At 45.0% G+C, this 16,042-nt stretch carries 10 protein-coding genes and 2 pseudogenes; 3 read left to right on the forward strand and 9 right to left on the reverse strand.

Features of this window, described 5'->3' with window-relative positions:
* Nucleotides 1-9: 9 nt before the first annotated feature.
* Entirely contained in the window at nt 10-615 is a 606-nt protein-coding gene (locus DW083_RS19020) for an HU family DNA-binding protein (protein ID WP_122333489.1), read from the forward strand.
* A 72-nt stretch (nt 616-687) separates the two neighbouring features.
* Here the strand turns inward: DW083_RS19020 and DW083_RS19025 are convergent, their stop codons facing one another.
* Together DW083_RS19025 and DW083_RS19030 are read right to left on the reverse strand one after the other, a co-directional pair.
* Complete coding sequence (locus DW083_RS19025) at nt 688-2,820, reverse strand: S46 family peptidase (protein WP_370039413.1); 2,133 nt, start codon at nt 2,818-2,820, stop codon at nt 688-690.
* 19 nt (nt 2,821-2,839) lie between these two features.
* Nucleotides 2,840-4,198, reverse strand: coding sequence for a TIGR00341 family protein (locus DW083_RS19030; protein ID WP_115498420.1), 1,359 nt, complete (start codon nt 4,196-4,198; stop codon nt 2,840-2,842).
* Between the two features lie 231 nt (nt 4,199-4,429).
* Between DW083_RS19030 and DW083_RS19035 the strand changes: the two are divergent.
* Nucleotides 4,430-6,497, forward strand: a pseudogene (locus tag DW083_RS19035) (sensor histidine kinase).
* A gap of 158 nt (nt 6,498-6,655) precedes the next feature.
* Here DW083_RS19035 and DW083_RS19040 read toward each other — a convergent pair.
* From DW083_RS19040 to DW083_RS19070, 7 genes are all read right to left on the reverse strand, one after another.
* Nucleotides 6,656-8,161 carry a lipopolysaccharide biosynthesis protein gene (locus tag DW083_RS19040; RefSeq protein WP_122333491.1) on the reverse strand — a complete coding sequence of 502 codons (1,506 nt, stop codon included), beginning with the start codon at nt 8,159-8,161 and terminating at the stop codon, nt 6,656-6,658.
* A 6-nt stretch (nt 8,162-8,167) separates the two neighbouring features.
* The gene (gene ruvB, locus DW083_RS19045; RefSeq protein ID WP_122333492.1) at nt 8,168-9,193 is read right to left on the reverse strand and encodes a Holliday junction branch migration DNA helicase RuvB; all 1,026 of its coding nucleotides are present in this window, start codon (nt 9,191-9,193) and stop codon (nt 8,168-8,170) included.
* Between the two features lie 36 nt (nt 9,194-9,229).
* Nucleotides 9,230-10,198 (reverse strand): ATP-binding protein, encoded by a 969-nt coding sequence (locus DW083_RS19050; protein WP_233552296.1) that lies wholly within the window; start codon nt 10,196-10,198, stop codon nt 9,230-9,232.
* A 77-nt stretch (nt 10,199-10,275) separates the two neighbouring features.
* Entirely contained in the window at nt 10,276-10,884 is a 609-nt protein-coding gene (locus tag DW083_RS19055) for a hypothetical protein (protein WP_122333493.1), read from the reverse strand.
* 84 nt (nt 10,885-10,968) lie between these two features.
* Entirely contained in the window at nt 10,969-11,592 is a 624-nt protein-coding gene (locus DW083_RS19060; protein WP_122333494.1) for a hypothetical protein, read from the reverse strand.
* An 81-nt stretch (nt 11,593-11,673) separates the two neighbouring features.
* Nucleotides 11,674-12,312 carry an outer membrane beta-barrel protein gene (locus DW083_RS19065; RefSeq protein WP_122333495.1) on the reverse strand — a complete coding sequence of 213 codons (639 nt, stop codon included), beginning with the start codon at nt 12,310-12,312 and terminating at the stop codon, nt 11,674-11,676.
* Between the two features lie 189 nt (nt 12,313-12,501).
* Nucleotides 12,502-14,109, reverse strand: a complete 1,608-nt coding sequence (locus DW083_RS19070; protein ID WP_233552297.1) for a hypothetical protein — start codon at nt 14,107-14,109, stop codon at nt 12,502-12,504.
* A gap of 388 nt (nt 14,110-14,497) precedes the next feature.
* Here DW083_RS19070 and DW083_RS19075 point away from each other — a divergent pair.
* Nucleotides 14,498-15,789, forward strand: a pseudogene (locus tag DW083_RS19075) (ATP-binding protein).
* Nucleotides 15,790-16,042: the final 253 nt, after the last annotated feature.

Below are 16,042 nucleotides of genomic sequence, written 5' to 3' on the forward strand. Positions count from 1 at the left end.
ACAGCTATTATGGGAGCTAAATACGCTTTATATGAGAACCCGAACCCTAAGGGCGACGGAAAGAAACAACCGCTACACGCCCGAATCGTCCCGAAAGGTACGGTCCGTACACAGGAAATCGCGGAAGAAATAGCCGATAGCAGCGGCTACTCCACAGGCACTACAAAAGGGATGTTGGATGCACTGGCAAAAATCATTTCCCGGAACCTGCGGCAGGGCTACACTGTCGAATTGGATGATCTGGGGTCCTTTTCCCTTTCATTGAAATGCCGCCCGGTCATGGATAAGAAGGAGCTGCGCTCCTGGTCCGTGCATTTCGGAAACATTCATTTCAGAGGGTGTAAAAGACTGAAAAACCAACTGAAAGCTCTTGATCTGGAACGGGATACCGATGCCCGTGCCACCAGCTATTCCCCGGAACAACGGAAAGGCCGTATGTTGATGGCGCTAAAGGAAAAGGAATATTATACGGCTGCACAATACATGCGCCTGAATGAATGTAACCGTAATACCGCCATACGTGACCTGAAAGAGCTGATCGAGATCGGCAAAATAAAGAAGCTGGGGTACGGGAAAGCGGTGCTGTATGTACCTGTAAACACAAACCAGCCATAATGCCCGGTAAAAAAAGGGAAATAGCGTTCACGCTGTTCCCCTTTTCTCTTATCTATACGATACTAATCTTTCTTATTTCACCAACTTCAGCTCCTCGATCAACCGCGGGCATTTTCCCCATTTGTCGATCATGTACAGGACGTAGCGGATGTCTACGCTGATCGTGCGCTGGAGGTCCGGTTCGAAGGCGATGTCGCCGCTCATGGCTTCCCAGTTGCCGTCGAAGGCGAGGCCGATCAGGCGGGCGTTCTTGTCGAACACCGGGCTGCCGGAGTTACCGCCGGTGATGTCGTTGTTGGAAAGGAAGCAAAGCTGCAATTCGCCGTCCTTATTGGCATACTGGCCGAAGTCTTTGCTGCGGATCAGGTCGAGGATTTCCGGTTGTACCCAGAACTCGTCGCTCTCCGGGTTCTCTTTTTCAAAGATACCTTTTTCGGTCGTATAATAGTTATACCAAGCTGCGTCGTACGGACGATAGCCGCCAACAGAGCCGTAGCTTACGCGCATCGTGAAGTTGGCATCCGAAGAAAGAGCCTTTTCAGGATACATCTCTTTCAGGCCGGCGAAATAGAGGCGTTCGCCTTTGGCGATGTCGTAATAGGAATTGCCTGTGAGCTGCTGCAATTCGAAGAGGGAAATCAGGACGGACAGGCTCAATTCGGCGGCCGGGTCTTTCTTCAGTTTCGCATATTTCTTCTGATCTTTCAGCATTTCGGCGATATTGTCGTACGACAGGATAGAGGTCTTCTTGAACAGGTCGGCGGCATACTTCTTGTAATCGCCTTTGTATTTCTTGTCGATCTTCTTGTAGATGTCCGGGAGGTTTTCGGCCGGGACACGCTCTTTGGCTACCTGCATCATGGCGGCCAGCACCTTCTGGTCGAGACTTGCGTCGTAGTCCTTGAAGAACGACTTGATGTTGTCTTCCAGGAAGACGTCGATCTCTTCGGGGGTAGAGCCTTTCACATCCACACTCTGGATCATGCGGGCCAGTTTGACAATCTCGGCGCCGCTCAGGAAAGCTTCACCTAAGTAGGTGGAGATCTTCTTATATTCGCTGGAAGAGGTATATCCTTTTTCCAAGAGGTTCAGGACGTCGCCATAGACTTCCTTGCGTTTCTCATCCTGTGCCACCCAGGCAGCGAAAGCGGCTTCTTCCTCGCGCTTGCGGTCGATCACCTTCAGGTTGGCAAGGCCTTTGTTCATACCGATCGAGTTCTTCCAGTAGTTGGAGCTGCCGGCATATTTGGAGGCGTATTTGATACGGACTTCGTCGCTCTTCAGCATCGCGTCTTTCCAGATCGCCTGCTTGATGCCGCGCACTTCGATACGGGGCTTGTTGCTGTCCTCGATGCGCTGCTCGACGCCCCATGAACAGAGGTAGCGGTCCGTGCTGCCGGGGAAACCGATCGTCATGGCGTAATCCTTGTCCTGGTAACCTTGCAGGGAGACTTCGGCCACGTATTTCGGCTGATAGGGTTTATTGTCCTTGCTATAGGCTGCCGGTTTGTTGTCGGCATCGGCATATACGCGGAAGACGGAGAAGTCGCCCGTATGACGCGGCCACATCCAGTTGTCCGTATCGCCACCGAACTTGCCCACCGAGCTGGGCGGGGCGAATACCATGCGGACGTCGTTGTAGACATCGTAAACGATCAGGAAATACTTGTTATTATTATAGAAAGGGATCACGTCGGCAGACAGGAATTCCGTATTCCCTACCGAGTCGGCTATCGCCTGCCCGATCGAGTCGGCGGCAGCCAGGCGCAGGTGTTCTTCCTTGATATCGCCGATCTGCGAATTGATGCGGTCGCTCACGTCCACCGTCTCACGCAGGTAACGGACGGTCAGGCCCGGAACCGGCAACTCTTCTTCTTTACTCTGGGAAACGAAACCGTCTTTCAGGTAATCATGTTCCACACTGCTCAACTGCTGGATCGAACCGAAACCGCAATGGTGGTTGGTGAAGACCAGTCCTTCGTTCGAGACGGTAATACCCGTACATCCTCCTCCGAAGATGACAACGGCATTGGCAACACAAGGGTCAGTTTCACTGTACAACTGTTCGTAAGACGGAGTAAATCCCAACTCCTTCATTCTTTCCAGGTTTTGTTTATTCAACTCTTTCAGAACCCACATGCCCTCGTCGGCAAATACTTGGCCTGAGATAACGAGAATCAATAACACAGCCCACAACTTCTTCATAAAACTCATTCTTTATTTATTATTCAATTATTAATTTGATTTTCTTTTGTTCCACACGGGCGGCAAGCCACTCCTTAATCTTTTTCTGCTCCGCCTCGAGTACCTTTTCCTTACTCTTCAGATAGACTAACAGAACGGTATCGGGTTTGGCACTATCCGCAGCCATCAGATAAGTTCGTGCACAGGAAGCTTCCTCGACGTATGGGAAAAGCACTTTCATCTCGGGCATCAGATCGACCGTGAGATGGTTATAAGTATGATACCTGTTCAGGTCACGTTTCAGTGAATCGATCTGCACTGCCTGCGCACGGAGTACTTCTTCGTTGTTCTTATACAGATCCTGCATCAGCAGGCTTTTCAACTCGTTAATATCGGTAGCTTCCTGCCCGAATCCCTGCTGCACGACAAGGTCTACATTTTTCAGACCGTATTTCGGCATCTTTGCACGGGCATTTGTGATCATCGTTTCAGGCACTGTCTCGCCGATCAGGACTACTTTCACCTCTTTCTTGTCGCTGGTGTCGGTAATCGTCTTGTTCAGTATCTGCGTATTGGGGAAGCTCAATTCTTCGGTGACGAACATACGGACCCGGTCGTTAAAATAACTGGCGCGGATCAGGTTGTAGCTCAGGAAAAGACTCGGCACGATCGTAAAGAAGACGATCACGCCGACATAGCGCGTTACGATCTTCTCGCGTTGCTTGTCGAGGAACACTTTCTTCGGATACTTCAACAGGCGCACCACCAAGTAGGTCGCCAAGCTGATAAACACCGTATTGATAAAATAGAGGTAAAAAGCGCCGAAGAAATAATACAGGTTGCCGCTTGCCAACCCGAAACCGGCCGTACAGAGCGGCGGCATCAAGGCCGTAGCGATAGCCACACCGGGGATCACATTCCCTTTGCTCTTGGTCGAACTCGCCACAATCCCCGCCAGACCGCCGAAGAAAGCGATCAGAACGTCGTAGACCGTCGGCTGCGTACGAGCCAGCAATTCACTCTGCGCCTCACTGATCGGAGAAATCAGGAAAAAGAGCGTGGAAGTAATCACACTGAACACCGTTGCCGTGGCGAAATTGCGAAAAGAGCGTTTGATCAGCTCGAAATCGGATATTCCCAACCCCAGGCCGAAGCCCATAATAGGTCCCATCAACGGAGAGATCAACATCGCACCGATGATCACCGCCGTCGAGTTCGTGTTCAACCCTAACGAGGCGACAAACGTGGCGAAGATAAGGACCCAGAGATTCGTTCCCTTAAATTCTATGCCTTTGCGGATGGACTCGATGGTCTCGAGCTCATCTTCTTTTTCCTGGCGGACATCGAAATTACGGACAAAGAAGTCCCTAATTTGCTTGTGCAACAATCCTTTTTCCATCCTATTAAATCAATGTTGTGGTAACAAAACGCCCCATTAAATGATTGGTAAAAGCTAACACATTCAATAATCGCACAAAGATAGAAATAGTATCCAGAAATAAAAAATAAGAGAAGTGAACATAAAATAAGTAGTGGAAATATCTGGATAATTGTTGATTTTCAGTTAAATTTGCGGACAACAAATATACAAACACGTAAGTAAAATGAAATAAATCCCTCATAAGACAAGATGAAACACCGCATTATTCTCCTATATCTCCTGTTTTTCCCTCTTGTTTCCACAGCGAATACTGCGGTTAAAGACTCTTTGATAAATGCTTTGCAAACCGCTTTATCCCCTCAGCAGAAGCTGGAAACCATGACGAACCTGATGGATATTTCCCGCCAGGAGGAACAAGTGGACTATGCCAAACAATTGTACCATCTGGCTCTGACCGAAAATGACGACTATCATAAGGAAGCGGCTTTAACGGAGATTCTACGCTATTACGTAAACAACGACGTAAAAGACAGTGCAAACGTCTATCTGGCGGAGGCCGAACGCGAGCTAAAGGGAAAAGCCCGCGATTTCCTGGTCACCTATATGAAGACAATCATGGACGTACGCGTCATCTATTATACGAAAGGCGAAGACCGCATGAAGCTGATCGAGAAATACCGCCTGCGGCTGGAAACGGAGAAGAATATACCCGTACTCGAAAAGATGTCGATCTATTACACCCTCGGCATGGCAAACAGCAACCGTCGACCCGAAAAACCAGGATGCCATTTACAAAGAGGTCTGCCAGCACTTCAACAATCTGATTAAGATATCAGATAATATCCCGCTCAACTATTCGTTTCTGTTCCGCCTGAACGCATTTAATATATTGAGCCTGATGGAAGCAGCCCCGGAAGACCGAGCAAAAGCCTCCCTTCGCTATCTGAATATGCAAAAGGAATATGCGGAAACAAAAGAGATGAAAAAGCGTCCGTACACAAGTAAACGCCACCTGCTGAATGCCTACTCGACCCTGGCTACTTCGGCAGAAACCGTCGGAAAAGATATGGCGACCTACTATTTCAACATCTTTATCAATCTGAATAAGAAATATCCTGAAGATGCCGCATTTTCCGCCGAATACGACCGTTATTTTACGTCGCTCAACTACTATAAGTCGATACAGGACTACCAAAAAGCCATCGACTATAACGACTCGGTCATCCACTATTTCCGCGATGGTGATTTCCCGTTTGACTTGAGCGAAAATATCGTCCTGTCGTTAAAAGACAAAATAGACTGCCTCGACAGCCTGCACCGGTATAAAGAAGCTTATGAGGCTTATAAAGAATATACCGTACTGCTGGATTCCGCCCGTACCAAAAGTATGGAAAACAAAGTGGAAGACCTCGAGATCAAGAAAAATGTAGACGAGTTAGTGATAGAGAAAAAGGCGCTGGAAGTGGAACTGCACAAAAGCCAGAGCCAGCTTTATCTGTTCCTCGCTTTGCTTATCCTGGCGATCAGTGTCGGAATCTATATTTTCTTCCGGTTGGGTAAGATCAAATCTCTTTACAAAGAACTCCAGGAATCGAACCGGTTGGTGGTCATCGCCAGCGAAAAGGCACAGGAAAGCGAACGGATGAAGAATGCCTTTATTAAAAACATGTGCCACGAAGTACGCACACCGCTGAATGCGATCAACGGCTTTGCCGAGCTGATCACCAGCGAGGGCATCAGCCCCGAGGACAAAAAGGAATTCAGCAAGATCATCTTCACGAACTGCAATAACATCACATCCATGATGGATGATATATTGGTTATCGCCCAGCTGGATAGCAGCAATGATGTCCTTCCGCTGGAACCGACCCATATCGACCTGCTTTGCCACCATGAAATGGACCGGTTGAAGAAATTACATCAAAAACCGGATATCGATTACCGGATTGAAGGAGACAAGAATAACGACCTGATTTATTCGGACCCGAGCCATTTCGGCCTCATCATCTCCCACCTGTTGAACAATGCTAATAAGTTCACGGAACGAGGCAGCATCACCCTCTCTTATCAAACGGAAGACGACGGAAAAACAATGTGTATCACCGTTACGGACACCGGTTGCGGAATCCCCCTCGACAAAAGCGAATGGATATTCGAGCGTTTCACCAAAAACGATGATTTCATTCCCGGCTCAGGCCTGGGGCTCTACCTCTGCCGCCTGATCACCCAACGGCTCAACGGCAGCCTCAACCTGGACACCGATTACACTGGCGGCGCCCGCTTCATATTACGGTTGCCGGTAAATCCCTACAAATAACAAAGGGTTCATAATTTGACAGAACTGAACTATCCTGTTCCCGCGCTCCGACGCGGGATCGCAGAAGAACAGGCTTTATCAAAACTTGTAAATGATGATTTAGGATGCGGCAGGCTGTTTTGCGATCCCGCGTCGGAGCGCGGGAACAAGGCGGTTCACTATTTCTTAGATGCAAATCGCTTTCCGATATAAGGCAATTCGCTTAACGGCAAATCGCGTTTCACGATAATGGCGAGGAAGATCAGGAGCAGAACCGTACGATAGCCCAGACGGAGGAGTTCCGAATCGATCCGGGGCAACATCCCGGCGGCATAGAATGCAACCGCCAACACGCCGTAGACAGCAACCGATTTCAAGTCATATTGGATCGGAAACTTCTTCTGCCCGATGACATAAGAGAGTATCATCATCAGCAGGTTACTGGCAAAAGAGGCCCACGCACAAGCCATATAGCCGAATGTAGGGGCCAGCAGCACGATTATCAAGACCGTCACCACACAGCCGATCGTAGAGAAATAAGCCCCCCACTGTGTCTGGTCAATCAGTTTATACCAGAAGGACAGGTTGAAATAGATGCCGAAGAAGAACTCGCCCAGCATCACGATGGGAACCACCCGGAGCCCGGGATAATATTCCACCGGCACAATATATTTCAGTATATCCAGGTAATACATCACCCCCAGGAAGATAATCAGGGAGAAGATGATGAAATACTTCATCGCCTCCGAATAGGCCCTCGTATTATCGTCGCTCTTATTCTTGGCAAAGATAAACGGCTCGTAAGCATAACGGAACGCCTGGATAAACATCACCATCACCACAGCCACCTTGAAACAGGCACCGTAAATCCCGAGTTGGGTATTTGCATAGTCCTTATCTTCAAACAGAAAAGGAAAGAGAATCTTATCCGCCGTCTGGTTGAAAATACCGGCAATCCCCAGGATCAGGATCGGAAACGAGTACTTCAGCATCTGCTTCAGCAACACAAAGCTGGCCTTTTCGCGAAGTCCGGGAACCATATCCGGCACTAAAAGCAGGAAGGTCACCGCCGAAGTCGCTACATTGGCGATAAAGATATACCCAACCTGATAATCCGGCACATAGAACCAGCTGACTAATCCCGGCACATGCTCGTACAGCCAGGGACAAGCGATAAGGAAGAATATCACCAGCGCGATATTCAGGAATATATTAAACAGCTTGATACCGGCAAAGCGAACCGCCCTGCCCTGATACCGGAGGAAAGCAAACGGGATACAGCAAAAGGCATCCACCGCGACAATCCCTGCCATCATCCCGACATATTCCGGATGTGCCTCATAGCCCAGCGAATAACTGATCGGCGTCAGTGCACCGAACACCAAGACCATAAAGAAAACAGAAGTCATCGCAAGGCTAAACAGCGTCGTCGCATAGACGCGCATCGGAAGCTTAATCTCCTTCTTGTTCATAAAACGGAAAAAGCCCGTTTCCATCCCATACGTAAGAATCACCATCAGCAAAGCTGTCCAGGCGTACAAATTCGTCACGATTCCATAATCGCTTTCTGTAGCCAACACACGCGTGTACATCGGCACCAACATCCAGTTCAGGAACTTCCCGACAATACTGCTGACGCCATAAATCGCGGTCTCACCGGCGAGCCGCTTCATTCCTCCTGCCATAACTTTTTAATCAAATATGAATCCTTGTTCACTTCCCCTGCTACGCCCCAAATGCGTATAAGCCAGTTCTGTCACCTCGCGGCCACGCGGTGTACGCTTAATAAAACCTTCTTTGATAAGGAAAGGCTCGTAGACCTCTTCCAGCGTTCCGGGATCTTCTCCAAGAGCCGTCGCGATCGTAGTCAGCCCCACCGGACCGCCACCGAACTTGTCGATGATGGTCGTCAACAGCTTGTTGTCGACCTGGTCGAGCCCGTAACGGTCTATATTGAGCGCCTCTAACGAATAGCAGGCAATCGCCTTATCGATTTCGCCGGACCCCTTCACCTGCGCAAAATCGCGCACACGCCGCAACAGCGCATTGGCGATACGGGGCGTACCGCGGCTACGGGAAGCAATCTCGCGGGCGGCACTCAGCTCGCATTTCACATTCAGGATATCGGCGCTTCGGAGCACAATCTTCGTCAATGTCTCCATCTCGTAATATTCGAGGTGCATATTGATTCCGAAACGGGCACGGAGCGGGCTTGTCAGCAAACCACTGCGCGTCGTAGCCCCGACCAACGTAAACGGAGCCAGGTCGATCTGGATAGAACGGGCGCTCGGCCCCTTGTCGATCATAATATCGATCCGGTAATCCTCCATCGCCGAATAGAGATATTCTTCGACAATCGGGCTTAACCGGTGTATCTCATCGATAAAAAGGACGTCATTCTTCTCTAATGAGGTCAACACCCCCGCCAGATCGCCCGGTTTGTCGAGCACCGGTCCGGAAGTCACTTTAAAGCCGACTCCCAGTTCGTTCGCAATAATATTGGACAGTGTCGTTTTACCCAATCCGGGAGGCCCGTGCAGCAGCACATGGTCGAGCGCCTCCTTACGCATCCGAGCCGCCATCACGAAGATCTTCAGGTTCTCGACCACCTTGGCCTGTCCGCTGAAATCATGAAACGAAAGCGGCCGGAGCGCATTCTCATACTCCCGTTCGCTTTCCGGCACCCGCGCGTCCCTTATATCAAATTCGTCTTCCATATTCTTATTCCTTTGACAGACAAAGATAGCAAGAATTTAGAACTCTCCTACAACCTCAGTTCCAGGTTCAAAAAACATTATGTAATAAACCGGGATGTAAGTAACTCCGTTCTTTTCGAAAACCTTTTGCTCATTGGACAAGACAAAAGCTTGGCGGATGTTATATGTCTCTACTTTTAACAGTTTATTAAGCGCACTATGGACGGTGTAATCTTTACCTGATTTAACCTCTAAAGGTATCACGCTTAGATTATCCGTATCGTCTATCAAGAAATCCACTTCTCCATTGTTTTTATTATCATAGTAATACAGGTTATATCCATGCGCGCACAATTCTTGCGCTACAACCGTTTCATAAACCGAACCTAAATTAATACTTTGCACGTCTTGCATAATGGCCTGTATATTATTCCTGAAAAACAAACCGGTAAGCAATCCGACATCATTCAAATAGAGTTTAAGCAGGTTCTTACCAGAATTTTCCACCAATGGATAGCTGGGCACACTGATCGCTTTCACTTCCAAAGCAACCCCGGCAGAAATAAGATAATCAAATTCTTCTGCATAATCAGTCATCCGCTTTCCTTTCTTCCCTTCGATATCTTTCGCCACCATACGTTTTTTCTTGTTCTCCAAATTGGACGGGATCAGACTATATACACGCTGTATCTTTAATTTAGCATGATCTCTCTCATATTTGGAAGCATCCACTCCGTAAAGGGCCAAAATATCTTCCTGTATTTTACGGATAGCCATTACATTCTTCTCGTCCACAAATGTCTTCACAGCATCGGGCAATCCGCCAACAATCAGATATTTCTTAAACAGGTCAAGCATTTTAGCATGCAGGGAATCCGGCAGGGACTGACGCTCCAAGAACTGAGTCCGCATAGTGGATAGGGCCAATTCACCAACACCATTGGCAATGAGAAACTCCTCAAAATCCATCGGGTACATATGTTTGATTTCAATACTTCCCAAAGGAATAGAAGAGGTATTATACACTTTTCCAATATTATTGCAACCAGAAAAACACACTTTTCTTATCAAAACCACATCATGCTGTAGCAGCTTGTAGGAGATTAGCGGAATATCGGTACAAATATAGAGACTTGCAAATCACGTGTATGCCCGTATTTCATATAAGGAACGCCTTTCATCACGTTGCACGTACCATGTTTATACATCAAAGCCAGATCGAAGTATTTGAAAGCATAGGCAGCCTTGAGTACAACCGGGACATCGAATGCCGATTTAATCCTGTTCCCAATCATTATATTTTCTTTAAAATGAATCGCAGGTTCGACACCAGCTCCAACCTTCAGGCCTCCTATCAAGTTATAATTAACAACTCCGTTCAACGCGATGTAATTTCTTGCGAATTTGCTCTTATAGCCTTTGACAGGTGCCACTTCATAGCCAACTGAAGCTATCTCCCCCCGCTTTTGCCCATAAAGCAAAGCTGCATCCACAGACAACCGGTGTTTCAATTCGAGTTGGAACTGATAACCCACATGAAAAGTCGGTTTCACATCCGGCACGTTGAATCCTTTCCCCTCTTTGGCAATCGTCTTGTCATTATACCAGTCCATCGACACTCCACCAATCACACCACTTCTGATTTTTCCACCTTGTGCAGAAACAGATAAACACACGAAACTCAACAATAAAAACATCAAACTCTTCTTCATATCAACTCTCTTTTTATTTGTTAGACTATATCTCTATGACCGGAAAATCAAAGAAGTCCCCTATCCAAAGGATGTGAGTTTTTGTTATTTAATGGTAAACGGGATATACACGGAAAACATAAAATCGGACAGGCGTCCCGTGCGTCCATAAGCAGGTCCGTTGTTGAAATGCTTTAATGTATTCAGGCAACCGTATTGATAGGAAAGCGACAGCTCGCAATGCCTTCCTGCACGACATCCCAACTTTGCCAAAACAGGCAAGTCAAAGACGGCTTGCGGGCGGGCATAGAGTGTCGGAGCAACGCCCAACCCAAAATAACAATTCTTAGAGAACCTGATATTCCAACTGGCTGCTACGGATACTGGCATGATAAATTCACTAAAATCCTTTTCACCATCACTATGACCCACATAATCTCCATCAGCCGCTAAAAACGGAGAATACTTATGAGAATTCATTTTCTGGAATCCTACCGTAACATCCAGATCATAAAAGAACGTACGTTCCGGCAGAAAGCGGAAGCGGTAACCAATCATTCCATTTACTTTCAAATTATGATTGTATTTGAGATCAGATGCGTCCCAATCTAATTGTTCATTATCATGCATCGAAAAACCGACGCCACCACCAACCAACACACCGTGTTCCACCTGAGCGGACACAGATATTGAAACCAATAATAACAGAAACAACAAATGTCTTTTCATATCAACTCCCTTTTCGTCTTTTAGGTTTTACCTATATGACAGGAAAATCAAGGAAACCCCTATCGGGAAATTAAGATTTTGCTATTTACGGAGTGTAAATGGGATGAAAATAGACAAATTCAAATCTGAAATATGTCCTTTCTTATAGATTCGATCATCAACAACGTTTATGAAACCTAAACGATAATTAATCGCAAAATCTATTCTATTATTAATATTGTAACCAACTTTCCAAATGAGGGGAATATCGAACTTTTTCCCATCAGTAGTTGGAACCATATACCACGTAGGCTCAATTCCAATACCAGCATACAACCCTTTTATCAGTTTATAATTAACAGAAGGTGACAGAGAAAAAGCCAAATTCGCATCATGAGCTGTCACTCGGCTTGCAATCTCATGATCCAAATAATATGATTTCGTATTCTTGAAGACTTTTGCATCCAGCAAAAGGTCAATATCATAAAACAGTCGATTATTTTTTCCATTTTCTATTCGAAAACGATAACCTAAAGATGCCCCAAACTGATATTCATATTTATATTCAAGCATATATTCTTTCTCTTGCCAGATATCAGAATGACTTAAATCAGGCGTTAAATTATGCTCAAAACCTAATCCGCCACCAACTAAAAGACCTGTTTGTAATTTTTGCGCATTGGCTGGTAATATAAACAAAAATGTTAAAATCAGACACCCTAACTTTTTTGATGTATTCATATACGTTCGTTTTAAAATGTGCAGCAAAAGTAGAGGAAGGTTTTAGTACACACAAAAACGGGCAAAATCGATATGGACAAAAGCCTTTTTATATGGACATATGTAATAAAACAAGCTGATAATCAGGCTTGTTTTATATAGCGGCAAGACGTCTCAGCTTTTATATGGACAAAATAACATTAACATTTCTTACAAAGTCTGACTGATAAGAAATTCATTAATTCCAGTCTTTGTATTGACCAAATTAAGTTTCTGGCGGGTTCTAAGCCTACGTTTATTCACCGAATCGGTATTGATACCTAACAAAATAGCTTCTTCATTCAAGCCAAGACCTAAAAAACTAAGATAGCAAATTTCAATCTCCGCTTTTGTTAAACCAAGCGGGTTGTTACATATAAATGTTAACACATTAGGGCAAGCGGAGTCGATCAGGGCTATTAAACTATCCCAATCTTTCTTAGAAAGAGCCTGCATATCTTTCAAATGCCCTTTTTGGCATCGATCTTTTATCTGTTTAAAAAGAGAAGAGTACTGAAGTTTATCACATTTTAGAGCTATAACTTCTTTTTGGACTTGGGATATCTTATTCCGAATCAGCTCGACGTCTTCATGTTCTGTCTCTCCTTTTTCTTTTTGTACCGCTTCTTTTTCCCGAATTTCATTTCTCAACTCTGTTAGCTGATATTCTTTTTCATCTAACACCAATTGTTGCTTATTAATCTTGTTCAACCGCCTCCTGTCTCTGGCTTGATAGAGCACACAGAGGACAAGACAAATGAAAATTGCAACAGATGATACTATGTACATATCAGTTTGCAATTTCCGGTTTTTCTTGACAACGGTAAATAAATTGTGCCGTTTTTCTGCATCTACGATATCCACCTGTTTCTGCTCATCATATAAGGAATCTTTCGCTTCATAAAATTGTTCCAAGTATTGAAAAGCCTTAGGAATATCGTTTGCCTCTTTTTCGATCAAATATCCCATATACAACCGGTCGGAAGGAGTATAGAGATTATCGGTCGGGCAATCGGCTTTCTCCTGATAATAGCGGGCCGAATCCAATATGTCGTTGCTGTAATAAAGGCTACTTAATGCTAAATAATGGGGTGCTAAATCTGTCGTATCATAAGAAAAACTTCTCTGATAGCAACTCTTGGCTTTCTCTATTTCTCCTATCGACGCATAAACGTTCCCCAATCCATTCGCTATCGATGCCATCCCCACCAAATCATTCAGAGTTGTAACAATCGAATCCGCTTTCAGCATCAAAGCGAGTGCAAGAGAGGTGGAATCATCAAACACACATGTCTTACTGATGTCCCGCAAGGCAAAAGCAAAACTTCGCTCATTGCGTGCCTTTTTAAAGAATTCGGCAGCCTCTTCAAATTTACGCCGTTCTTCGGAAACTTGTCCGGTATATTCGTAAAGATCCGCCATATAACTGCAAATATACCCGGCAACATTATACAGATGTTTCTCTTTCGCCAGATCCAAGGCTTCCGAATAAACTTCTGTTGCCGGTATGAAAAGTTTATCTTCCATATACGATCGCCCCAAATACAATCCCATCCAGGCTTGTTGTTCAGGGGTTCCATGTTTTTTATACCAATGCAAAGCCCGGTTTAGCTGTATGACATATGGCATATCTTTAAAAAGCTTATCTGCCGCTTGCCCATACAACATACACCAGCGGGCAAACTGTCTATCATTCAGATTATCGGGAACTTCTATACTGTTTAATAATGTATAAGCACTGTCCGGATCAGCTTCAATAAACCCTTCCGCCCTGTTCATCAGATCATGGGCAACCCGGTCATTCCGGCAGGAGAAGAATGAACAGATGAACAACAGGATTAGTAGCCATGTATTTTTCATATGTGTATTTTGTTAGATCTCATGATTTATGGGGACAAGATACAAATTCCTAACGGATATACCAGTATGTTATTGTGACGATTTCAGATCAATCCTTTCATTATGTTGCACGTGCCATAATTACTTTCAAACAGAATATGGTCTGCTACAACTAAACAGAACAAGGACCACAAAAACACAAAATAAAATAAAGCAAAACATAAAAGTGAAATAGCACAATTATTTAAAGTAAAATACCACAAAAACACAAAACAGATTGTTATAACCATTATAATTCAGTATCTTTGCAAGCACTAAAAATAATATTATGAGTTATTTGAACAGAGTATCAGATAAAGTCCTATTAGAACGCTTAGAAGCCTTCGGAGCCGTTCTAATTGAAGGTCCCAAGTGGTGTGGAAAAACAACAACCGCCGAACAAGTAGCACGAAGTGTCATTAAAATGCAAGACACAGATATGCGCGATGAATATCTTGCAACAGCAGCATCCAAACCATCGCTTTTGCTATTAGGAGAGACCCCAAGGTTGATAGATGAATGGCAAGATGCACCAGTACTTTGGGATGCAGTCCGCACAATGGTAGATAAGCGACAAAAGCAAGGACTATATATTCTTACAGGTTCTAACGCTGTAAAAAAAGACCAGATTTTTCATTCGGGTAATGGACGCATTTCACGTATGAATATGTTACCGATGAGCCTTTGGGAATCACAAGAATCCAATGGCAAAATTTCTCTAAAAGAATTGTTTGACAACCCAGAATATGATATAGACGGAATTACATCTGATATGCAAATCGAAGATTTGATATATGTTGCTTGTCGTGGAGGGTGGCCAGCAACAGTCAATATAAAGAGCTCAAAAGCAAAACTTCTTGTGGCAAGAAATTATGTTGACACTGTTTGTCGTGAGGATATTTTACGAGTTGATGGTGTGCAAAGAGATGAAAGATTAGCACGAATGATTCTTAGGGCCTATGCCCGGAATATATCCACTTTAGTAAAAAACACTTCGTTAATGGCAGATGTAACTTCTTCCGGTGAAGTATCTTGTACTCCACCTACATTTGAAGATTATGTTACAGCTTTTAAACGTCTGTTCGTGATATGTAACATTGAAGCATGGTGTCCCGCCATTAGGAGCAAAACAGCTATACGTAGCGGTCTAAAGCGTTCTTTTATAGACCCATCTATCGCTGTAGCCTCCTTAGGATTAACCCCGGAAGTTCTTATAACCCAGCTAAAGACTTTTGGATTCATTTTTGAACAGATGTGCGTGCGCGACCTTAAAGCTTATACACCTGATTTTAATAGTCATATCTCTTATTATCGCGACCGTTATGGTCTTGAAGCTGATCTTGTTCTTCATTTGGAAGATGGACGTTATGCATTGATTGAATGCAAATTAGGAAGTAACGAAATAAAAGAAGGAGCAAACCATTTGCTTGAAATTAAGCGTCTTATTAATGAATTCAACAAACAAGAGAAACAGGTTCCACTTCGAGAACCCGATCTTCTCATTGTTATAACTGGTGGGAAAATGGCTTACACACGCCTGATGGAGTTAAGATTATTCCATTAGCTTGTCTTAAAGATTAAACACATCATCGGAAGAAAGGATGCAAAAGACAACCTTACCATGTCACTCATTTAAGAGTACTTATTGTAAAAAACGTATTTTCCAAGATCAGAAGAAGCCCAATTCCAAACAAATGTTAACCCGATTTTCAGACGTCAAAAAGGGACTTTTTCGCCTTTTTTGAGTGTTTTCAGCCATTACGACCGTCCTCTTTGCCATTACGACCGTGCTAATGTGTAGTGCACTCGGCACCTCGCGAAGATTAGCACGGTC

The sequence above is a fragment of the Parabacteroides sp. AF48-14 genome, assembly GCF_003477465.1.
Classification (GTDB): Bacteria; Bacteroidota; Bacteroidia; order Bacteroidales; family Tannerellaceae; genus Parabacteroides; species Parabacteroides acidifaciens.